The organism is Pseudarthrobacter sp. Y6 (assembly GCF_050156205.1).
Lineage (GTDB): Bacteria > Actinomycetota > Actinomycetes > Actinomycetales > Micrococcaceae > Arthrobacter.
In genome coordinates this window covers 2,691,004-2,712,995 of sequence record NZ_CP189574.1, presented here as the reverse complement: position 1 = coordinate 2,712,995, position 21,992 = coordinate 2,691,004, and the positions used below count along the sequence as shown (strand labels likewise).

Genomic DNA, 21,992 nt, shown 5'->3' with positions numbered 1-21,992 from the left:
TGGGTTACTCGTGGTGCTGTGGTCTGGGCGCAGGTCTGTAGGAAGACCTCCGGGCGCACGGCCTGCGCCGTCAGTTTGTGGTTAGGCTAAGCCTATGGTGGATCAGCCCGGGGACGGCGAATATCCGGAACATTGGGAAGCCGATGTCGTGCTCCGTGACGGTGGCACCGCGCATCTGAGGCCCATCCACCCCAGCGATGCGGACGCGGTGCAGGCTTTCCATGCCGGGCAGTCGCAGAACTCAATCTACATGCGCTTCTTCGCTTTCAAGGCCCGGCTGTCCAGCAAGGAGCTCAAGCGCTTCACCGAAGTGGACTACAAGGACCGGGTTGCCCTGGTCATCACCTTTGGCGGCGAAATCCTGGGGATCGGCCGTTACGACAGGCTTGATGATCCCCTCGAAGCCGAAGTCGCGTTCAACATCGCCGACGCCCACCAGGGCAGGGGCATCGGCTCAATCCTGCTCGAACACCTTGCCACGGCCGCCCACGAAAACGGGATCCGCCGCTTCAGCGCCGAAGTGCTGCCGGAAAACCGCAAAATGCTGATGGTGTTCGCCGATGCCGGCTACGACGTCAAACGCCACTTCGACGACGGCGTGGTCAGCCTGGAGTTCAACATCGACCCCACCGAAAAGTCCCGGGCGGTGATGGAATCACGCGAGCACCGCGCCGAGGCGAGAAGCGTCCGGGACCTGCTGGCGCCGTCGTCCATTGCCGTCGTCGGGGCGAGCCGCAAATGGGGGACCGTGGGGTACCGACTGCTGGAGCACATCATCGAAGGCGGCTTCTCCGGGCAGGTCTACGCCATCAATCCGGAGGCGTTGGAGCTCGCCGGAATGATGTCCTTCGGCAGGATTTCCGAGGTCCCGGAGCCGGTGGGGCTGGCCGTGATCGCCGTCCCCTATGAGGAAGTGGCCACGGTGGTTGACCAGTGCGCCGCGGCCGGGGTCAAGGGGCTGGTGATCGCCTCCGCGGGCTTCGCGGACGACGGCGAACGCGGCCTCGCCCGCCAGCGCAACCTGGTCCGCAAGGCCAGGGCAAACGGCATGAGGGTGATCGGGCCCGCTTCCCTGGGGATCGTGAACACCCATCCCGACGTGAAGCTGAACGCCTCCATGGCGCCCTCACTGCCACGCCGCGGGGGCCTGGGCCTGTTCACCCAGTCGGCGGCGATCGGTGTTTCCCTCTACGCGGCGTCACACCGCCGCAGGCTGGGCCTTTCCACGTTCCTGTCGGCGGGCAACCGCGCCGACGTCTCCGGCAACGACATGATGCAGTTCTGGGAGGACGACGCCGACACCACCGCGGTGGGCCTCTACCTGGAGTCGATCGGGAACCCCCGCAAATTCTCCCGGATCGCCCGGCGGCTCGCCCGCACCAAGCCCGTGGTGGTAGCCAAGTCGGAAACCATGGGCCTGCGGCTGCCGCCTGGCCACGCCGTCCGGACCACTCAGGCACCTGCCGGTGCGCTGGACGCCATGATGCGCCAGGCCGGCGTCATCCGGGTAGAGACCATAGAACAGCTGATGGACATCACCCAGATAGTGTCCGGCCAGCCGCTCCCGGCGGGGCCAGGGCTGGCCATTTTCAGCAACTCCCTGGCGCTGGGCAAAGTGGTGGCGGACAGCGCCGAGGCACACGGCCTGACCGTGGACGGCATGGTCACCGACGTGGATCTCGACGCCGGCATGTCCCTGGCGCTGCCCGCCCTCCGCCGCAGCCTCCAGGACACCCTCGCGTCCGACGCCGTCCACGCCGTGGTGGCCGCGCTGCTGCCGGTGCGTGGGCTGACGGTGGACCATATCGCCGAGGTCCTGGCCGAATGCTCGGCCGCCGCCGGGAAACCGGTAGTCGCTGCCTTCACCGGAATCCTTGACCCCTCCATCTACGTGGAGGGCATGGTGGGAGCTGAGGGACGGACAGTACCATGCTTCTCCAACGCCGGTGCGGCTGTGGCGGCGCTCGCCGCCGTGGTGCGCTACGCGGAATGGGTGGCACGGGACCCCGGCCACTTTGTCCAACCCGAAGGCTGCGATCCGGAAAGCGCACGGATCCTGCTGGATCAGCTTCTCCACGATGTCCACGGGGAGCAACTCAAGACCTTGGAGCCGGCGTCCGCGGCCGAGCTGCTGGCGCACTACGGCATTCCAGTGCTGCCGTCCGCCGGGTTCGACTCAAAAGACGAGGCCGTTGCTGCCGCCGGCAGGCTGGGCTGGCCCGTCGCGCTGAAAACCACCGACCCGGCACTTCGCCACCGCCTCGACCTGGGCGGAGTCCGCCTCGACATCGAGGATTCGGATTCCCTCCGCCGCAACATCGTGCAGATGCGGCGCTCGCTTGCACCCTACGGTTCGTCGGCCCTGGAGGTGCAGTCCATGGCCCCCGTGGGGCAGGCGTGCACGTTCCGGGCCATTGAGGATCCGCTGCTGGGGCCGGTGGTTTCCTTCGGGCTGGCCGGGGACGCCGTCAACCTGCTGGATGACTGGGCGCACCGCGTGCCTCCGCTGTCCGCGGCCGACGTGAAGGACTTCATCCGTGGGCCCCGGGCAGCCCGCAAACTCCTCGGCTACCAGGGCCTTCCCGCCGTCGATATTGACGCCTTGGAGGAAGTCGCCGGGCGGTTGGCCTGGATGAAGGACAACCATCCGGAAATAGCCTTGGTGGAATTCAACCCGGTCCTCTGCGGAAACCAGGGCGTGTCCATCCTGGCCGCAGATATCAAGATCGGCAATGCAGCCCAGCGCACTGACAGTGCCCGCCGGGCCATGCTGGGCTGACTGCGGTTAGCATGTCCCCGGCCGATCTGTGAAAATGGGGGAATGAGCTCACAGCCTTCCCAGTCGACGCCTTCCACCTCCGGCAGTGACAACCAGGCAACCCGCCCCCACAGCTCACACAGCCACACGCCCCAGGGCCAGAGCCTGGACGGTGCGCTCCAGAAGGCGGGTTTCTACCCGCGCCTGGTGGCCGACGTCGTTGACGACGCCCTGGACGGCCGCGAATGCGTGGCCCACCTGGTGCACCTGGAAACCCACTTTGACCGGGCCGAAGTCCGCCGCCACATCACCGTGCTGGTCCTGACCGCCGACATGCTGGTGATCACCCATGTGGATGACCAGCAGCTCGATGAGGCCGGCGAACAGATCGTGGCCCAGATCTCCACCGAATCCGTGCCCGTCGCGCAGATCCGCTCCGTGGTCCTGAGCTACATGTACTCCCAGCCGCAGGACTACAAACCCTCGGATCCGGTCCGGGAAGTCACCCTCGCCATTGCCTGGTCCGGTGGCCAGCGGCTGGACATGGGGCCCGCGAGCTGCGGAGACCCGCAATGCGAGGCGGACCACGGCTACAGCGGCACCATTGCGCAGGAGGACATCGTCCTGCGGATCAGCGCTGAAGCCGACGGTCCGCAGGCCGTCCAGGACGCCAAACTCTTCGCCCGCGCCCTGCGGGCCGTGAACACCGGCTCCACGGCTCCCGTGCCGCACGCCGGCCAGACGCTCCAGCCCCGGCCCCGGACGGGTGTGTTCGGAAACAAGCTCAGCCGCGGGCACCAGCAGCGCTGAGATGCCGGACCAAGGGAAAGCAACAGTCTACTCAGCCGCTTCCGCAGCGGTTTCCCAAGTGGCTGCCCCTCATCTGAGTATGCCGCCCGCCCCTGCCTTCGGCCGGCGGTCCATCGCGGACGTCCTCACCAGCGCGGCGGCAAGCCTCGGGGTGGAGGGTTTCACGAACGTGCTCGGCCTTCCGTCGGCGTCGCGCGTCTGCGTGGTCCTGGCCGACGGCCTGGGCCGGAACCTGCTGAAACAGAAGTCGGCCCACACGCCCTTCCTGCGCTCCGTTATGCAGTCCGGTCAGGGGGAAGTTCCCGTCTGGCTTGACTCCACGTTCCCCTCAACCACGGCCGCTGCCTTGGCCAGCTTCGGCACAGGCCTACCGCCCGGCCAGCACGGAATGGTGGGCTATGACGTCCTGGACCCGGAACAGGACAAAGTAGTCAACATGCTCGGCAACTGGGATGCCGGGGTGGACCCCGCTGAGTGGCAGCCGTTCCCTACCGTCTTAGAACGGGCCGCCGAGTCAGTTAATGTGACCACGGTCAGCCTCCCGCAGTTCGGCAACTCGCCCATGACCCAGGCGGCCCTCCGCGGCGGGAATTTCGTCTCAGCCGTGACGGCCCACGCCCGCACAGCTGCCGCCGCCGAAGCCATGGACACCGCCGGCCGGTCCCTGATGTACTTCTACGTCAACGAACTGGACAAGGCAGGCCACCGGCACGGTTGCCAGTCCGAACAGTGGGAACACCAGCTCGAAGAGCTCGACGCAACCGTCAAACGGCTCAACGCGTCGCTCCCGGCCGGGACCACCGTTCTCCTCACCGCGGACCACGGGATGCTCGACGTCCCGGAACAGCAGCGGATCGACTTCTCCGCGGACGCGTCTCTTGTTGACGGCGTGCGGCATACGGCGGGGGAGCCCCGGATGGTCCATCTCTACCTTCAGGATCCGGCAGACGCCTCGGGCCGGGAGCGCTTGCTGGGCGCGTGGCGTGCCCGTTTCGGCGACAGAATCTGGGCCTTTACCCGGGAGGATGCCATCGCCGCCGGACTGTTCGGGATGCTGCGCCCCGCCGTCGGGCCCCGGATTGGCCACATCATGATTGCCGCGCGGGACGCCCTGGCCCTCTACGACACACGCCGCGGGCGCCCCGCCGCCATGGAGGTGGTAGGCCAGCACGGCTCGCTGACCAAAGCGGAACGCGAAGTACCGCTGCTGTGCTTTACGGCCGAAGGCAGGCCGCGCCGCCGCTGAGGCGTCAGTCCCGCTTGGTCCCGAAGACGATCTCGTCCCAGCTGGGAACCGTGGACCGCTTCGGTTTTGCGGGCTGCCGCTCAGGCTGGTCCGCGTCATGGTCGTGGTGCTGGCCGGATCCTGCGTCATCGGTGCCGGCCGTGTAAGCTGCCCGGCGCGGGCTTCCGCCGCCCAGCAGTTCGTCCAGGCCCACGTTCGGCGCGGGGCGTCCCGGCCCGGACTCGCCTGGGGCACCTTGTCCTGCGGGACGAAGCGGGGACGCCACAATGGTGATTTCCCTCGTATCAGTGCTGACGCCGTCGTGCAGTTTCAGGACGTCGTCATCGTCAGAGTCCCGGTGCGGCGGGATAAGGCTCAGCCGGGACAGCATTGACGGCCGCGCGTCGCGCCTGCGGGTGAGGGGGTCAGCTGCGGCGGCAGGCGCGGCGTCGTCCGGTGCGGTGGACTCGGCGGGAGCTGCCTCGCGGGTTTCCGGCTCGCGGTACTTCTGTTCCTTGGATTCCGGTTCAGGGACCAGCTCCGAAGGACGTGGATGGGCAGCCGGCACGCCGTGGGTCAGCAGCAGCGCCAAGGCGTCATCCGCGTCCTCGTCGACGCCCAGGCGCTGGCCGCGGCGTGAACGGAGCATATCCAGGAGACCGTCGGATTCCCTGGACTGTGGGACAGGCGGGCCGGTCGAATTGCGGGCGGCCGCCGCTTCCGCGTCCGTTTCAAAGTCAAACGGCCGGTCCGAGACCGCAGTGAGGCGGCGGGCCGGGACGGGGCCGTCCAGCGGCTCCAGCTCTCTGAGCTGCTGCGCCCAGCGGTTGGTGTTCTGCAGTGACTTGCGGGCCGGACTGAAAGTCCACCGCGCAGGCGGCTCCTCGCCGATGCCTGCGGTGCCTTCCTTGTTGGTTTCAAAACGGGCCACCACGGTCCAGTTGCCGTCCTGGCGCCGCCACGAATCCCATTCCACGGTGGAAGGTTCAATCCCGTGGGCTGAGAGCCGGTGGTTGACCATGTCGTTGAGGGACGCCGGGTTGTCGCCAAAAACGGAGCGGTAGGTGTCATGGCCGGGGGAGGGCGAAGCCACTTCCACCTTCCGCGCCTGTTGCGCTACATACTCGCGCTCGGCAAGGACAGGGCCCTCATACCGCTCGACTTTTGCAAGGGGAAGCCCGGAAAGCTCAGCCACCTCCGCTGCGGTGGCACCGCTGCGGATCCGTGACTGGATGTCCCGCGGGGACATGGCAATGGGCGCAGCCGCTGAAGCGGTCTTCGCCGAAGACCGGCTGGCCGCCCGCAGTGCTTCATCGATCGGCAGCTGGAACATCTCGCCGCCGGCGCCGCTCAACAGGAGATGCTCCCCGTCGTCGTGTACGCCTACAAGCCGTAGATCCTGCATACAAATCCTCCACCCTGGCATTACTATCAATCGAAACTCTGCCACTCACTGGCGCCTATTTGGGTTAGGAGCAAGGGCGCGCCGCGATATTCCGGCACTTTCGGGCGCCGTTGCGGCCAGCAGCACGCGTTTCAGGAGTGCAAGCGGACCGGACCCGCGCAGAAGTCTGGATTTTGCCGGCTGCTCGCGGAAAGATGTGCCCCGCGCGGGGCACAAACAGAAGGCGTCCGGCGTTATGAAGGGTGTCACCCGCTGACCGGAAAGGAACGGAGTGAAACCGAGATGGCCACCGACTACGATGCGCCGCGAAAATCCGAAGAGGATCTCACCGAGGAATCGCTTCAGGACCTGAAAACCCGGCGATCAGACATCCCCACGGCCGCGGTTGATGTGGACGAAAGTGACCTGGCCGCTGGCTACGAGCTTCCCGGGGCGGACCTGTCCGGCGAGGAACTGCTGGTTCTGGTGGTGCCTCCACTGGCGGACGAGTTTACGTGTTCCTCGTGCTTCCTGGTCCGGCACCGTTCGCAGATTGCGCGGGAGAAAGACGGCCGCTTCTACTGCACGGAGTGTGAAGCCTGATCCGGGGGTGCCTATTTCCGCGAAAGCGCGGCACTGAGTTCCTCGGGCCGCTTGGACGACGTCAGCCAATAGGGGGTCCGGTCTGACGGGTCGGTGATTTCGATCCGCACCACCGGGTCGATCCAGCCACGGATGCACAGGTAGGCGAGGCCGTTGAGCCGGGTCCCCCGCTGGGCCGTGGCGTCCTTGCCGTGGAACGCCGCCACTTCGCCGACGAAGCGGCGCTCGATGGTGGCACGTCCTACTGTCAAGGCGTCACTGGTGACCATGATAGTTGGTGTGGACAGCACCAGCAGTACAGCCATGATCGTGAACAGGATCGCGGCGGCCGTGTATCCCGCCGTCATGCTGATCGGGGCGAAAACGAGAATCCCGGCACCGGAGATCCCCGCCGCGATGACCCAGATCCAGACGTTCGGCCACAGCCTCTCCCGGAAAACCGCCGGGGTACCGGCAGAGGGGGCGTCAGGGACGGGCGCAGTGGAGCTGGATTCTGGCATGCCACCAGCTTTCCACCTTTGGCCGGCTATTTCATCTTGGGTACATCCTGCGTTTGCCTGCGGCGTCGGTTGAATCTAGGACGGAACTGCGGCTGGGCGTTAGAGTGAGTGACTGTGACTGACGAACTTGCCACTGTTGAAACCGTTCCTAACAATGAGCTGGCCGGCGCTGCAACGGAAACCGCCGCAGCTTACGGGGCCCCGACGCTGCAGGTGCAGCTGAAAATGCTCGACGCCGGGCTGGAGGCACCGTCCTATGCCCACCCTGGCGATGCAGGGGCTGACCTGCGGGCCCGGGAAGATGTGGTCCTGGCGCCGGGGGGGCGGAAGCTGGTGGCAACGGGTGTTTCCATCGCACTGCCGGACGGTTATGTTGCCCTGATCCACCCGCGCTCCGGCCTGGCCACGAAGCACGGGCTGACCATTGTCAATGCGCCCGGCACCGTGGATGCCGGCTATCGCGGGGAAATTTCCGTGACCCTCCTCAATACCGATTCCACGAACGCCATCGAGCTCCGGCGCGGCGATAGAATTGCACAGATGGTGATCCAGCGGGTGGAATATGCGCAGTTTGTCCCCGTCAACGAATTGAGCGAATCGGTGCGGGGAGCCGGCGGATTCGGATCCACCGGCGGCTTCACCTCGCCAAACGCCTGACACCCGCCGACGGCGCAACCAGCGGCGGTTGCCCGCGGCAGTCAAGACTTCCGACGGGACCTCCAGGCCGGCGAGTCACTTTCACAACTAAGGAGACAAACCCCATGGTTTTTGGGCTCGGCAGGAAATCAAAGAAGGACCAATCGGCCGACCCGGACGAATCCCAGGCCTCGGCGGAATCAACGTATGCCGCTGACACGGCCTCGGCGGACGCCGGGCGGCGGGCCGCGGGCCCCTTTGATGTTTCCGAGGTCTCCAGCCGCGACGGCTACGTTGACCTCGGTGCGCTGCTGATCTCCCCGAGCGAAGGGCTCCAGCTCCGGCTCGAAGTTGAGGAAGCCACCCAGCGCGTGGTCGCCGTGACCATGGACCTGAACGGCTCCAGCCTTCAGCTGCAGGCGTTCGCTGCACCCAAGACCGAGGGACTGTGGGACGAGATCCGCGAACAGATCGGTCAGTCCGTGGGAAGCCAGGGCGGACAGGTTGAAGAAGTCCAGGGTGGCTTCGGAACCGAACTGATCGCCAAACTGCCCGCTGGTGCGCAGGACGGCAGCCAAGGCTACAGGGTGGCGCGCTTCATCGGCATTGACGGTCCGCGATGGTTCCTGCGCGGCGTCCTGGGCGGCGCGGCAGCGATGGAGCGCGAGGCAGCGGCACCGCTTGAGTCCCTGTTCCGCAAGATTGTGGTCATCCGGGGCGACAGCCCCATGCCGCCCCGGGACCTGCTTCAACTGCGGCTGCCCAAGGATGCCAGCGTCACCCCGCCGCCTGCTTCACCCGAATTCAAGGGCCCTGAACGTGGTCCGGAAACAACACAGATTGGCTGATTCCCGCCAAGGTCCCCCGGACTCCTCCCCGGACGCGGGGATGCCCGTCAGCCGGCTGCCGGAACGGGGGAGGGTGGTGTGCCAGGGGCACATCGAATCGGTCACCTACATGCCCGCAGACCAGAACGCCGCCTTCACTGCCATTGTCTCGGACCCCGACATTCGCCAGTCCGGCGCCAAGCGGGCCCAGGGAAGGGGCGGCCGCCTGCGTGTGGTCTGGCTGGGGCGGCGCAGAGTACCGGGCATCGCTGCAGGGACCGAAGTCCGCCTCGAGGGCATGCTGTCCCAAAGCCACGGCCTGCCCACCATGTTCAATCCCCGCTATGAAATACTTTCCCGCCAGGAGAACGAATGACCTCGCCCCAGCAGCCCGAGCCGTCCAAGCAGCCCGAGGAGTCCGCCGTGAAGGGACTTGCTGAGGGCTTTGCAGCCAAAGCCGGCCTGCACCGCACCCATGACGGCCGGATCGATGTCCTCAAGAGCGCGGGCGGATTCCAGGGCATCGCCGAGAGCATTGTGCCCGGCTTGGTCTTCCTGATTGCCTTTACCATCACCCGGGATCTGACGCCGTCGCTGGTGGCCGCGCTGGCCTCCGCCGCCGTCTTTACGGTGGTACGCCTCGTCCAGCGGCGCCCGCTGACCCAGGCCCTCGCCGGAGTGGTGGGGGTGGGCATCTCGGCCTGGCTCGCCAACACCACGGGCAAGGCTGAGGATTTCTACCTCCCGGGCTTCTTCACCAACATCGCCTACATCCTCGCCATGGTGATCTCCATCGCGATCAAGTGGCCGGTGGCCGGCCTGCTGTTCGGGATCATCCGCAACGAAGGGTTGGACTGGCGCAAGGACCCCGCGCGGCTTAAGGCGTACCGCCTGGGCACATGGATCATCGTGGCGGTCCTGATACTTCGGCTGGTCGTCCAGGTTCCCCTGTACCTGATGGGCGCGGACGGACTGGCCGCCCTGGCCACGACCCGCCTGATCATGGGGGCGCCGCTCTATATCCTGGGCGTCTGGATCGCTTGGCTGCTCACCCGGCCGGTACCGGCGGACGCCGACGCCCCGCCGTCGGATCAGCCGTCGAAGCCGTCGTCCTCCGGCGCCTGAGTTTCGGCAGGCTGCACGCCTTCGGGCTCATCCGCGTCGTCCTCCGGCTCGCCTGCTGATTCGGGCGACAGCAGCGCACGCAACTCGTCCTCGGCCGCGATGGTGGTGATGAAGAACAGTTCGTCGCCGCCATCGATCACGTCGTCACGGCTGGGAGTGATGGGCGCGTGGTCCCGGAGGATCGCCACCAGCGTGGAGTCCTCAGGCCAACGGATGTCGCCGACCGTCAGGCCAATGACGTAGGAATCGTGCGGCACCGTGAACTCCACCAGCGAAGCGACGCCGGTCTGCAGAGTCAGGAGCCGGACCAGGTCACCGATCTCCACAGCTTCCTCCACGAGCGCGGTCATCAGCTGGGGTGTGTTGACGGCTACGTCCACGCCCCACGAGTCGTTGAACATCCAGTCGTTCTTGGGGTTGTTGACCCGGCCCACTGTGCGGCCGACGCCGAATTCGGTCTTGGCCAGGAGCGAGACCACCAGGTTCACCTTGTCATCGCCCGTTGCTGAAACAACGACGTCGGCTTCCTCCACTTTCGCTCCCTGCAGGGTGCTGAGCTCGCACGCGTCGCCCACCAGCCAATGCGCGCCGCGCAGCCCGCTGCGTCCGATGACCTCAGGCTTGAGATCGATCAGCAGGATTTCGTGTTTGTGGGCCAGCAGTTCCCTGGCGATCGATGACCCGACGCTGCCGGCACCGACGATGACAACTTTCACTACAACTCCTTGGCGGGTGCTTTGGCCAGGATCTGGGCGACCTGGGAACTGCGGTCCACCGGCAGCATGGCGTGGACTGTGTCGCCGTCCTGGTAGGAAGTCCCGGATTCGGGGAGCATGCCCTCGCCGAACCGCGTGAGGTACGCCACCCGGATGTCGGCAACCTTTTCGACCTCACTGATCCGGTGGCCGATCCAGCCGGCATCCAGATCCATTTCGGCGAGGACCAGTCGGCCGGAAGGCTCGCGGAAATCGCCGGCCAGATGTTGTTCAGGCAGGATGCGGCGCAATACCTGGTCTGCGCTCCACCGGACGGCGGCAACGGTGGGGATACCGAGCCGTTGATAGATTTCTGCCCGGCCGGGATCGTAGATCCTGGCCACAACGTGGGGGACGTGGAACGTTTCGCGCGCCACGCGGGTGGCCAGGATGTTGGAGTTGTCACCGCTTGAAACGGCGGCGAAGGCGTAGGCCTCGGCCACGCCCGCCTGCTGGAGCGTGTCCCGGTCGAAGCCCACCCCGGTGACTTTGCGCCCGGTGAAGCCCTGCCGAAGCCGGCGGAACGCGCGGTCATCCTGGTCGATGATGGCGACGGAGTGACCTGCGTCTTCCAGCGTGTGCGCCAGGGTGGCCCCTACCCGGCCACATCCCATGATCACGAAATGCGCCACCGTGTCTCCCTAATTTCCGTAGCCTGTTGCTGCTGCTAGAACTCTACCGGCAGCGCGCGTGCTCCAGCCGCCCGGACGCCGTCATGACATGGGCGGGGAATCAGACTAGCTTTGTGGAGTGCTGACAATATTGAATGCCGTGAAACGGGTGCTGGTGGGCAGGCCCTTCAGGAATGACAGGCTCGCCCATACCTTGCTCCCGAAACGGATAGCACTTCCGGTTTTCGCTTCCGACGCATTGTCCTCCGTGGCCTACGCGCCCGATGAAATCCTGCTGACACTGGCCCTGGCCGGCGTGAGTGCAGTGGCCTTTTCGCCGTGGGTGGGCCTGGCCGTCATGGTTGTCCTCCTCACGGTGGTGGCGTCTTACCGGCAGAACGTGCACGCTTACCCTTCCGGCGGCGGAGACTACGAGATCGCTAACGAGAACCTAGGTAAGTTTTCCGGGCTGACGGTGGCCTCGGCGCTCCTGGTGGACTACGTCCTGACGGTGGCTGTCTCGATGTCCTCGGCGGCCACCTACCTCACCACGGCGGTGCCTTCCCTGCATGGGCAACAGGCCCTGTTCGCTACCATCGGCGTCGTTATCCTGGCCCTCGTCAATCTTCGCGGCATCAAGGAAGCCGGCAGCGTTTTTGCCGTCCCCACATACATTTTTATGGCCTCGATCCTCGGGATGACAGCGGTGGGTGTCTTCCAGGCCGCCACTGGCCAGTTGCGTGAAGCACCGTCAGCGGCCTTTGAGATTGTGCCGGCCCCCGGTTTCGACGAAGGGCTGGTGGGCCTGGCCGGCGCCTTCCTGCTGCTGCGCGCGTTCTCCTCCGGTGCCGCTGCGCTGACGGGTGTTGAAGCCATCAGCAACGGTGTGCCCAACTTCAAGGTACCCAAAAGCAAAAACGCGGCCACCACGCTGCTGTTGCTCGGCGTCATCGGCGCCACAATGCTGGCGGGCATCATGTACCTCGCCAACGCCACCAAGGTCCACATCGTGCTGGCCCCGGCCACGGAGTTCCTGAACGACGGCCTGCCGCTGCCGGACGGCTACATCCAGAGCCCAGCCATCAGCCAGATCGCGCAGACTGTTTTCGGGCCGGGGTCCATCCCCTTTTTCATCGTGGTGGCGGCCACGGGTGTGATCCTGGTGTTTGCCTCGAACACCGCCTTCAACGGCTTCCCGGTACTGGGTTCCATCCTGGCCCAGGACGGCTACCTGCCGCGCCAGCTGCGGACCAGGGGTGACCGCCTGGCGTTCAGCAACGGTGTCCTTGCACTGGCCGCCGGAGCGCTGGTGCTGATCCTCGCGTTCAACGCCGACGTCACCAAACTGATCCAGCTCTACATCGTGGGCGTTTTTATCTCCTTCACCCTCAGCCAGCTGGGCATGATCCGGCACTGGGGGAGGCACCTCAAGCTCGCCAAGGACAAAGCCGCCCGACGCCGGATGGTTAAGTCCCGCACCATCAACAGCATCGGGTTCGGCATGACGGCCCTTGTGCTGGTGATCGTCCTGATCACCAAGTTCCAGCAAGGCGCGTGGATTGCCCTGCTGGCCATGTTGGTGCTGTTCCTGATCATGTGGAGCATCCGGGCGCACTATGACAATGTGGCCAAGGAGCTTGCCGTGGACGAGGATTCTTCGCCGCGGGCCCTGCCGTCCAGGGTCCACGCGGTACTGTTGGTGTCCCATGTGCGCAAGCCTGTGTTGCGCGCCCTGGCCTACGCACGGGCCTCGCGGCCGTCGCGGCTGGACGCCATCACGGTGGACATTGACGCAGCGGAAACCGCGCACACAGTTGCCGACTGGGAAAAGCTCGAGATCCCCGTGCCGCTGACCGTGCTCGCCAGCCCGTACCGGGAAACCATTACACCCATCATGGAATACGTCAAGAACATGCGCCGTGATTCCCCCCGTGACCTCATCGTGGTCTACATCCCCGAATACGTGGTCGGTAAATGGTGGGAACAGCTGGTTCACAACCAGACAGCGCTGCGCATCAAAACCCGGCTGCACTTTGAACCTGGCGTGATGGTGGCCAGTGTCCCGTGGCAGTTGAAATCGTCCGAAGAAGCCAAAAACATGCAGGATATCCGATGAACCCCCACACCCAGACCAACTCCGCAGCTGCCACGGCAGCCCCCACCGACCTGGTGCTCGACGTCGGTCCGGTGGCCCACGGCGGCCACTGCGTGGCCCGCCATGAGGGCAGGGTGATCTTTGTCCGGCACGGCATCCCCGGTGAAAAAGTACGCGCGCGCCTCACCGACGCGGGGGAGTCAGCCAAGTTCTGGCGCGCCGACGTCGTCGAGGTGCTGGACGCCTCCCCGGACCGTGTGGAGCACTTCTGGCGTCCGGCGGATTCCCTCCGCGCCTGGGCCCACGGGCATCCGCCGGTGGGCGGAGCCGAATTCGGCCACATCTCGCTGGGCCGCCAGCGCGCGCTCAAGTCGGCTGTACTGGCCGAACAGCTTCAGCGGCTCGCCGCCGTCGAACGCCTGCCCGGAGGGCTGGACCTCGGAAACCTCGTTGAGGCCGTGGACGCGAGCGGGGCGGATTCCGGCCAGGGGACGGATTCAAAGTACGACGCCGGCACTGGCCTTGGGTGGCGGACGCGCGCCAGTTTCTCGGTGACGCCGGGCGGAAAACTGGGCATGCACGCCCACCGTTCTGACCATATTATTCCTGTCCGGGACATGCCGCTCGCAACGGAGCGCATCAACCGGCTGCGCTTGTGGGACATCGACCTGACAGGCATCGAACGTGTGGAGGTGGCGGCGCCGTCGAACGGTTCACGCCCACTGGTGCTGCTGGCTCCTGCTCCCCGCACCAAGCCCAAGCGGCTCAGTGCGATCGCAGCACAGCTTCCGGACGACGTTTCCGTGGCTACTTTCGACCCCCTGACCGGTGAAGTTGCGCAGCTGCGGGGTCGGACCTGGGTCCAGGAGTCGGCAGCCGGCCACGACTACCGGGTCACCGGCGCCGGTTTCTGGCAGATCCACCGCGACGCGCCCGGAACGCTTGTGGGGGCCGTCACAGAATTCCTCCACGCTGGCGGGTTTCTGGCGCCGGGTTCCGTGGTGGCCGACCTCTACGCCGGCTCCGGGCTGTTCACGGCTCCGCTGGCTGACGCGGTGGGGGAGACCGGGTCCGTTCTCTCGGTGGAAGGTGCGCCGGGAACCAGCCGCGACGCCCGCAAGAACCTTCATGGTGCGCCGCAGGTGGAGATCGAGCACGGCCGGGTGGAACGTGTTCTCCGCCAGAAGCCGCGGAATTTCGACGCCATCGTGCTGGATCCGCCCCGGGCGGGCGCCGGGAAGCCCGTGGTCAGCCAGCTGATCGCCGCCGGGCCCCGGGCCATCGCCTACGTGTCTTGTGATCCGGCGTCGTTTGCCCGGGACGTGGGGTACTTCCAGCAGGCAGGCTGGTCCCTGGCGGGCCTGCGGGCCTTTGATCTCTATCCGCACACCCACCATCTGGAGACGGTGGCGTTACTGACGCCGGGTCAGTGATGCTACTAGGATTGCGGTAGTAATCCCCCGTCGCGCCCCGTATTCACGGCTGACCTCCTGCAACTTTGTGGCCAGCACTAATTAGGCCTGCCTAACTAGTAAGCGGTCTACCGCGCGACAAAGATGAAACTGTTGCGAGAGGAGTCCTGCGATGAGCACTGTGGACAGCTTCGGTTCAAAAGGCAAACTTAATGTAGCCGGAACCGAATACGAAATTTTCCGGTTGAACTCCGTTGAAGGTGCAGAAAACCTTCCGTTCAGCCTCAAGGTATTGCTTGAAAACCTGTTGAGGACCGAGGACGGCGCGAACATCACGGCCGATCACGTGCGTGCCTTGGCTGGCTGGGATCCTGATGCCCAGCCCGATACAGAAATCCAGTTCACGCCTGCCCGCGTGATCATGCAGGACTTCACCGGCGTCCCCTGCGTGGTTGACCTGGCGACAATGCGTGAAGCGGTCAAGGAACTCGGCGGCGACCCCAAGCGGGTCAACCCCCTTGCTCCTGCGGAAATGGTCATTGACCACTCCGTGCAGACCGACGCTTTTGGTAACTCCGGCGCACTGGAGCGCAACATGGAGATCGAGTACCAGCGCAACGGCGAGCGCTACCAGTTCCTTCGTTGGGGCCAGACCGCATTCGACGACTTCAAGGTTGTTCCCCCGGGAACCGGCATTGTGCACCAGGTCAACATCGAATACCTGGCCCGCACGGTCATGACCCGCGAAATCGACGGCGTCCTTCGTGCCTACCCGGACACCTGCGTCGGCACCGACTCGCACACCACCATGGTCAACGGCCTGGGTGTCCTGGGCTGGGGCGTTGGCGGCATCGAAGCCGAAGCGGCCATGCTGGGACAGCCTGTCTCGATGCTCATCCCGCGTGTTGTGGGCTTCAAGCTGACCGGCTCCATTCCGGCCGGCGCCACCGCCACGGACGTGGTGCTGACCATCACCGAGCAGCTGCGCAAGCACGGTGTGGTGGGCAAGTTCGTGGAATTCTACGGCGAAGGTGTTGCGGCAGTGCCGCTGGCCAACCGCGCCACCATCGGCAACATGAGCCCGGAATTCGGCTCCACCGCCGCAATGTTCCCCATCGACGACGTCACATTGGACTACCTGCGCCTCACCGGCCGCTCGGACGAAAACGTGGCACTCGTGGAGTCCTACGCCAAGGAACAGGGCCTCTGGCACGATGCTTCCCGCGAGATCAAGTTCTCCGAGTACCTCGAGCTGGACCTGTCCACGGTTGTTCCCTCCATCTCCGGCCCCAAGCGTCCCCAGGACCGCATTGAGCTGACGGATGCCAAGGAACAGTTCCGCAAGGACATCCACAGCTACGTCGCCATCGAAGACGGCAGCGTGGACGAGTCCCTGGACGAGTCCTTCCCCGCATCGGACGCCCCGTCCTTCACGCACGCCGACTCGCACACCACCGAGACCAGCCGTGTTGTGTCCGCAGCGAACGGCGCCCACGGGCGCCCGTCCAACCCGGTGCACATCAAGACTGAAGACGGCCGCGAGTTCGAGCTGGACCACGGAGCGGTATCAATCGCCTCGATCACGTCCTGCACCAACACGTCCAACCCTTCGGTGATGCTGGCCGCAGCCCTGCTGGCCCGCAACGCCGTCGACAAGGGCCTGACCTCCAAGCCGTGGGTCAAAACCTCCGTGGCTCCCGGGTCCAAGGTTGTCACCGACTACTACAACAAGTCGGGCCTGACCCCGTACCTCGAGAAGCTCGGCTTCTACATCGTGGGTTACGGCTGCGCCACCTGCATCGGTAACTCCGGACCGCTGGACGCCGAAATCTCCGAGGCCATCCAGGCCAACGACCTTTCCGTCACCGCGGTGCTTTCCGGTAACCGCAACTTCGAAGGCCGGATCAACCCGGACGTGAAGATGAACTACCTGGCCTCCCCGCCGCTGGTCATCGCGTACGCCCTGGCCGGTTCCATGGACTTCGACTTCGACACCGATTCCCTGGGCAAGGATGAAGCCGGCAACGACGTCTTCCTGAAGGACATCTGGCCCAACCCGGTTGAGGTCCAGCAGGTCATCGATTCCTCGATCGACAAGGACATGTTCGCCCGCGGCTACGAAGGCGTTTTCGACGGCGACGCACGCTGGAAGGCGCTCGACACCCCGGCCGGTGACACCTTCGCCTGGGACCCGAACTCCACCTACGTGCGGAAGCCCCCGTACTTCGATGGCATGAAGGCTGAGCCGGAACCCGTCCAGGACATCTCCGGCGCACGCGTGCTGCTGAAGCTGGGCGATTCGGTCACTACCGACCACATCTCCCCGGCCGGTTCCTTCAAGTCGGACACCCCCGCCGGCCAGTACCTGCTGGCCAACGGTGTGGAGCGCAAGGACTTCAACTCCTACGGCTCACGCCGTGGCAACCACGAAGTTATGATCCGCGGCACGTTCGCCAACATCCGCATCAAGAACCAGATCCTGGACGGCGTCGAGGGCGGCTTCACCCGCGACTTCACCCAGGCTGACGGCCCGCAGGCATATGTCTACGACGCCGCGCAGAACTACCAGGGCGCCGGCACCCCGCTGGTGGTCCTGGCGGGCAAGGAATACGGTTCCGGATCCTCGCGTGACTGGGCTGCCAAGGGCACCGCGCTCCTGGGCGTCAAGGCCGTCGTCGCCGAGAGCTACGAGCGCATCCACCGCTCCAACCTGATCGGCATGGGCGTCCTGCCCCTGCAGTACCCGGCTGGAGAATCCGCAGCCACCCTGGGCCTGACAGGCACGGAAACCTTCTCGGTTGAGGGCGTCATTGCCCTGAACGAAGGCACCACGCCCAAGACCCTGAAGGTCACCGCCACCGCTGAAGACGGCTCCGCCAAGTCCTTCGATGCAGTACTCCGCATCGATACTCCGGGCGAAGCCGACTACTACCGCAACGGCGGCATCCTGCAGTACGTCCTGCGCCAGATCTCCGCCAACTAGCCGGAATCTGAACCCACGCAGTACGCTTTCGAAGCCCCGGCCGGTCACCGACCAGCCGGGGCTTCGGCTTTGCATTTTCCGCGAGGCGTTAGAGTTAACAGGCACGTCTACCACCCGAAGGAGGGGTCATTGGGAATCTTGGACACCATCCGGAATCCGCAGGACCTGAACCAGCTGTCTCAAGAGCAGCTCGAAGAGCTGGCCGCTGAGGTCAGGAGTTTCCTGATCACCAACGTCTCCCAGACAGGTGGACACCTCGGCCCCAACCTCGGCGTTGTGGAACTGACCCTTGCCGTGCACCGCATCTTCGATTCGCCCCGGGACAGCATCGTGTTCGACACGGGCCACCAGTCCTATGTGCACAAGCTCCTCACCGGCCGCCAGGACTTCAGTACCCTGCGCCAGCAGGGCGGCATGTCCGGCTACCCGTCCCGCGCCGAGTCCGAGCATGACATTGTGGAAAGCTCGCATGCTTCCTCTTCCCTCTCCTGGGCGGACGGCATATCCCGCGCCAGGCAGCTCACCGGCGAGTCGGAGCGCTACACCGTCGCCGTCGTCGGAGACGGTGCGCTGACCGGCGGCATGGCCTGGGAAGCCATCAACAACATTGCGGCGGACAAGCGCCGCCGCGTGGTGATCGTCGTCAACGACAACGGCCGCTCCTATGCCCCCACTGTGGGCGGCTTCGCGGACTACCTTGCCTCACTGCGCCCCACCATCGACTCGTTCCGCGCCGCCCCTGCCTATGAGGGCACGCTGGACTGGTGGAAGAAGAAGCTCCAGAACAGCGGCCCCGTCGGCCAGTTCACCTACAAGAGCCTGCATGCCATGAAAAAGGGCATCAAGGACTGGTGGGCGCCGCAGGGCATGTTCGAAGACCTCGGCATGAAGTACATCGGCCCCGTCGACGGCCACAACCTGCAGGCCATGGAGCACGCACTGTCCACGGCCAGGAACTACGCCGGACCGGTGATTGTCCACGCCATGACCGAAAAGGGCCACGGCTACGCCCCGGCCCGGGCCCACGAAGCGGACCAGTTCCACGCCGTCGGCATTATCGATCCGGAGACGGGTGAACCGACGGGAGTCTCCGGGGCACAGTCCTGGACGTCTGTTTTTGCTGACGAGATCGCGACGATCGCCGATGAACGCCCCGACATTGTGGGCATCACCGGGGCCATGCTCATTCCCGTGGGCCTGCACAAGTTTGCGGCCAAGCACCCGGACCGGGTGATCGACGTCGGCATCGCCGAGCAGCATGCGCTCACGTCCGCCGCCGGCATGGCTTTCGGTGGGCTCCACCCCGTGGTGGCCGTGTATGCCACCTTCCTGAACCGTGCCTTTGATCAGCTCCTGATGGACGTGGCATTGCACAAAGCCGGCGTCACCATCGTCCTGGACCGTGCCGGCGTCACCGGACCGGACGGGGCCAGCCATCATGGCATGTGGGACATGGCAATGGTCCAGATCGTTCCCGGACTCCACCTTGCCGCGCCGCGTGACGCCGCCCGGCTGCGGGAAGAGCTGCGCGAGGCCGTGGCCATCAATGACGCCCCCACTGTGGTGCGCTTCTCCAAGGGCACCGTGGGCGCCGAAGTGGAGGCCATCGAACGCCTGGGCGACGGTGTTGACGTGCTGGCCCGCCGGCCGGCAGGGTCCACCGAAAACGACGTCCTGATTGTCAGCGTCGGAGCCATGTCCGAACTGGCCCTGGACGTGTCCAACCGCCTGGGCGCCCAAGGCATCAGCACCACCGTGGTGGACCCGCGCTGGGTGCTGCCCGTGCGGCGTTCCATCATTGCGCTGGCCTCCCACCACCGGCTGGTCATCTGCATCGAGGACGGTGTCAGGGCAGGCGGCGTCGGATCGCGGATCCGGCAGGAAATGCGTGCCGCCGGCGTTGACACGGCCCTGAATGAAGTGGGGCTCCCGGCGGAGTTCCTGGACCACGGCACGCGCAGCCAGGTGCTTGAGCGCGTCGGGCTGACGGCCCAGCAGATCACGCACGACGTCGTCGCCCAGGTTCTGGGCACAAAGGTCCCCTTCGCGCGTCCCCTGCCAGGCCAGGAGCACCCCACCACCGGCAGCCTGCCCATCCTGTGAAGGAAGAGGATGCTCTGAAGTACCCGGCCGCCGTCGGGGATCCACGCCCGGCGCGGCACTCGAGCACCACCCGCGTTCCCGCGGGACTGCAGCCGGGCCAGCTGGTGGTGGCCCGCAACCGGAAATGGAACGGAAAAGCCCACTGGGTGGTCCCCGGGCGGTACCTCGGCGAAGACCGGCACGGCTGGTGGATCTTCCAGGGAACCAATGAATTCTGTTCGCGTCCGGGCGCAGCCTTTTACACAGCGTCCGACGCCGTGCTGCTGGTGCCGCGGTCCGGAGACTGGGTTGCCACGTTCTACGACGACGCCCACCCCAGCGGCGTCAGGGTCTACGTGGACCTCGCCGTCTCCCACGAGTGGACGGACATCCGGCCGGCGGTCACCGAGTTCCATGTGATCGACATGGACCTGGACGTGATCCGCATGGCCGGCCGGGGCGTCTTCATCGATGACCAGGACGAGTTCGCCGAGCACCGCATCGCTATGAATTACCCGGACCTGCTGGTGGATGACATCCAAGCGGCTGCGGACGAGCTTTATCAGGCCGTCAAGGCACAGCACGCACCATTCGACGGAACAGATGTCGAGTGGTTCACGAAGGGACGGTCATGAGCGGAATCATCAGGGTCTACAAACGGGACGACGAAGGAGTACTTCACTTCCGTGAAGGCTGGTTCGACGAGGACTACAGCCAGTTTGTGATGAACTACGGCGTAGTTGGCCACCAGAGCAAGACCGAAGAGACCGATGTGGCAGATGCCGCTGCGGTGGAGGGCCTGATGGATGCCTTCGCCGTGCAGTGCGCTGAGGACGGCTTCGCCGAAATCCCCGACGAGGACCAGTTCTGGGTGGTGGCGCAGTTCGCCCTCAAGACCAAGGAGGGCACCGACCGTGACCGCTACCTTGAGGAAAAGGCGAAAGACGCCCTCATCAGCCACCTGGCCTGGCGTGGCCTGGGAACCGTGGAACGCTCGGAGTTCAGCGACTACAAACTGAACATCGTCTGCCTCTGCCCCGACGTGAACAAGGCCGTCAGCGCCATCAAGGTCTGCAGCCGCGGAGAAGACCTCGACTTCACCAAGCTGAGCATCGGTGCCGCCTCCTACGGCGAACCGGAAAACTTCAAACTCAAGCACTCTGCGAAGCCTGCCAACACCTTCAGCCTCTAGGGGGAAATCCATGCCTGACTACCGACGCCTGGGAAACTCCGGTCTGACCGTCTCCGCGGTGGGGCTCGGCTGCAACAACCTGGGCCGCGCCAACACGGTGACCGAATCGCAGGCGGGGACCGACGCCGTCGTCCATGCCGCCCTGGACACCGGCGTGACGCTTTTCGACGTCGCCGACAACTACGGGCGCGAGCCCGGACTCAGCGAGACGATGCTGGGCAAGGCCCTGGCCGGCAAGCGGAATGATGCGGTGGTAGCCACCAAATTCGGCATGGATGTCCGGGGTGCCAACGGCAACGACTTCGGAGCCAGAGGGTCCCGGCGCTACATTGTCCGCGCGGTAGAGGCCTCGTTGCGGCGGCTGGGCACGGAATGGATCGACCTTTACCAGTTCCACACCCCGGACCCCCTGACTCCCATCGAGGAGACGCTGAGTGCCCTTGATGACCTGGTCACCAGCGGCAAGGTCCGCTATATCGGACACTCAAACCGTGCCGGCTGGCAGATTGCCGAGGCGGAATTTGTGGCCAGGGCGGCCGGCGGCACGCGTTTCATCTCCACGCAAAACCACTACAACCTCCTGGACCGGCGGGCCGAACTGGAAGTCACCCCCGCGGCAGAAGCCTACGGTCTGGGCGTCCTGCCCTATTTCCCGCTGGCCAACGGCCTGCTGTCGGGCAAGTATTCGCCGGGCTCTGCTCCGGCCGGCTCGAGGCTGAGCCATACACGGACCAACATGGTGCACGACGCCGACTGGGACCAGCTCCAGCGTTTCAGTTCCTTCGCTGGGGAACGTGACCTGACCGAGATCCAAGTGGCATTCTCCTGGCTCGCGGCCCAGCCTGCCGTCAGCAGCGTGATCGCCGGAGCCACAAGGCCGGAGCAGATCCGCGAAAACGCGGCCGCTGTTGCCTGGGTGCCGTCACCGGCGGAGCTCGCGGAACTGGATGCGATCTTCCCGAAGGTCCCTAAAGTCGCGCTCTTTTAGGAAACC

General features: G+C 65.5%; 19 protein-coding genes. 15 read left to right on the top strand and 4 right to left on the bottom strand.

From position 1 onward, the window contains the following. Positions 1 to 94: 94 nt before the first annotated feature. From ACQCSW_RS13055 to ACQCSW_RS13045, 3 genes are all read left to right on the top strand, one after another. Positions 95 to 2,779 carry a GNAT family N-acetyltransferase gene (locus ACQCSW_RS13055; RefSeq protein ID WP_426986484.1) on the top strand — a complete coding sequence of 895 codons (2,685 nt, stop codon included), beginning with the start codon at positions 95 to 97 and terminating at the stop codon, positions 2,777 to 2,779. 42 nt (positions 2,780 to 2,821) lie between these two features. Next, positions 2,822 to 3,568 carry a DUF5998 family protein gene (locus ACQCSW_RS13050; protein WP_426986482.1) on the top strand — a complete coding sequence of 249 codons (747 nt, stop codon included), beginning with the start codon at positions 2,822 to 2,824 and terminating at the stop codon, positions 3,566 to 3,568. Positions 3,569 to 3,647: 79 nt separating this feature from the next. Beyond that, positions 3,648 to 4,814 carry an alkaline phosphatase family protein gene (locus ACQCSW_RS13045; protein WP_426986480.1) on the top strand — a complete coding sequence of 389 codons (1,167 nt, stop codon included), beginning with the start codon at positions 3,648 to 3,650 and terminating at the stop codon, positions 4,812 to 4,814. Positions 4,815 to 4,818: 4 nt separating this feature from the next. On the opposite strand, the gene sepH is transcribed toward ACQCSW_RS13045, so the two are convergent. Continuing rightward, positions 4,819 to 6,198, bottom strand: a complete 1,380-nt coding sequence (sepH, locus tag ACQCSW_RS13040) for a septation protein SepH (protein ID WP_426986478.1) — start codon at positions 6,196 to 6,198, stop codon at positions 4,819 to 4,821. 282 nt (positions 6,199 to 6,480) lie between these two features. Between sepH and ACQCSW_RS13035 the strand changes: the two genes are divergently transcribed. Next, a complete protein-coding gene (locus ACQCSW_RS13035; RefSeq protein WP_426986476.1) occupies positions 6,481 to 6,780 on the top strand; it encodes a DUF4193 domain-containing protein in 300 nt (99 codons plus the stop codon). An 11-nt stretch (positions 6,781 to 6,791) separates the two neighbouring features. On the opposite strand, the gene ACQCSW_RS13030 is transcribed toward ACQCSW_RS13035, so the two are convergent. Beyond that, positions 6,792 to 7,280: a DUF3093 domain-containing protein gene (locus tag ACQCSW_RS13030; RefSeq protein ID WP_426986474.1), complete on the bottom strand. Its 489-nt coding sequence runs from the start codon at positions 7,278 to 7,280 to the stop codon at positions 6,792 to 6,794. A gap of 114 nt (positions 7,281 to 7,394) precedes the next feature. Between ACQCSW_RS13030 and dut the strand changes: the two genes are divergently transcribed. The 4 genes from dut to ACQCSW_RS13010 all read left to right on the top strand — a co-directional run bounded on the left by dut (position 7,395) and on the right by ACQCSW_RS13010 (position 9,868). Then, complete coding sequence (gene dut / locus ACQCSW_RS13025) at positions 7,395 to 7,937, top strand: dUTP diphosphatase (RefSeq protein WP_426986472.1); 543 nt, start codon at positions 7,395 to 7,397, stop codon at positions 7,935 to 7,937. 104 nt (positions 7,938 to 8,041) lie between these two features. After that, complete coding sequence (locus tag ACQCSW_RS13020) at positions 8,042 to 8,764, top strand: DUF3710 domain-containing protein (RefSeq protein WP_426986470.1); 723 nt, start codon at positions 8,042 to 8,044, stop codon at positions 8,762 to 8,764. Then, the gene (locus ACQCSW_RS13015; RefSeq protein ID WP_426986468.1) at positions 8,757 to 9,119 is read left to right on the top strand and encodes a hypothetical protein; all 363 of its coding nucleotides are present in this window, start codon (positions 8,757 to 8,759) and stop codon (positions 9,117 to 9,119) included. The genes ACQCSW_RS13020 and ACQCSW_RS13015 overlap by 8 nt, the downstream gene beginning before the upstream one ends. Continuing rightward, entirely contained in the window at positions 9,116 to 9,868 is a 753-nt protein-coding gene (locus ACQCSW_RS13010; protein WP_426986466.1) for a DUF3159 domain-containing protein, read from the top strand. The genes ACQCSW_RS13015 and ACQCSW_RS13010 overlap by 4 nt, the downstream gene beginning before the upstream one ends. Here ACQCSW_RS13010 and ACQCSW_RS13005 read toward each other — a convergent pair. Beyond that, entirely contained in the window at positions 9,835 to 10,584 is a 750-nt protein-coding gene (locus ACQCSW_RS13005) for a potassium channel family protein (RefSeq protein WP_426986464.1), read from the bottom strand. The genes ACQCSW_RS13010 and ACQCSW_RS13005 overlap by 34 nt on opposite strands. Next, positions 10,584 to 11,255: a TrkA family potassium uptake protein gene (locus tag ACQCSW_RS13000; RefSeq protein ID WP_354250702.1), complete on the bottom strand. Its 672-nt coding sequence runs from the start codon at positions 11,253 to 11,255 to the stop codon at positions 10,584 to 10,586. Before ACQCSW_RS13000 ends, ACQCSW_RS13005 begins: the two co-directional genes overlap by 1 nt. 118 nt (positions 11,256 to 11,373) lie before the next feature. Here ACQCSW_RS13000 and ACQCSW_RS12995 point away from each other — a divergent pair, with 118 nt between their 5' ends. The 7 genes from ACQCSW_RS12995 (at position 11,374) to ACQCSW_RS12965 (ending at position 21,986) form a co-directional block, all read left to right on the top strand. Next, complete coding sequence (locus ACQCSW_RS12995) at positions 11,374 to 13,350, top strand: APC family permease (protein WP_426986462.1); 1,977 nt, start codon at positions 11,374 to 11,376, stop codon at positions 13,348 to 13,350. Further along, positions 13,347 to 14,762: a class I SAM-dependent RNA methyltransferase gene (locus ACQCSW_RS12990; protein ID WP_426986460.1), complete on the top strand. Its 1,416-nt coding sequence runs from the start codon at positions 13,347 to 13,349 to the stop codon at positions 14,760 to 14,762. Before ACQCSW_RS12995 ends, ACQCSW_RS12990 begins: the two co-directional genes overlap by 4 nt. Before the next feature lie 151 nt (positions 14,763 to 14,913). Further along, on the top strand, positions 14,914 to 17,724 hold the full coding sequence (acnA, locus tag ACQCSW_RS12985; RefSeq protein ID WP_426986458.1) for an aconitate hydratase AcnA: 2,811 nt from the start codon (positions 14,914 to 14,916) through the stop codon (positions 17,722 to 17,724). Positions 17,725 to 17,853: 129 nt separating this feature from the next. Next, positions 17,854 to 19,827, top strand: a complete 1,974-nt coding sequence (dxs, locus tag ACQCSW_RS12980; protein ID WP_426986456.1) for a 1-deoxy-D-xylulose-5-phosphate synthase — start codon at positions 17,854 to 17,856, stop codon at positions 19,825 to 19,827. Then, positions 19,824 to 20,441 carry a DUF402 domain-containing protein gene (locus tag ACQCSW_RS12975; protein ID WP_426986454.1) on the top strand — a complete coding sequence of 206 codons (618 nt, stop codon included), beginning with the start codon at positions 19,824 to 19,826 and terminating at the stop codon, positions 20,439 to 20,441. Before dxs ends, ACQCSW_RS12975 begins: the two co-directional genes overlap by 4 nt. Then, positions 20,438 to 20,998, top strand: coding sequence for a hypothetical protein (locus ACQCSW_RS12970; RefSeq protein ID WP_426986452.1), 561 nt, complete (start codon positions 20,438 to 20,440; stop codon positions 20,996 to 20,998). Before ACQCSW_RS12975 ends, ACQCSW_RS12970 begins: the two co-directional genes overlap by 4 nt. 10 nt (positions 20,999 to 21,008) lie before the next feature. Further along, a complete protein-coding gene (locus ACQCSW_RS12965) occupies positions 21,009 to 21,986 on the top strand; it encodes an aldo/keto reductase (protein WP_426986450.1) in 978 nt (325 codons plus the stop codon). Positions 21,987 to 21,992 lie beyond the last annotated feature (6 nt).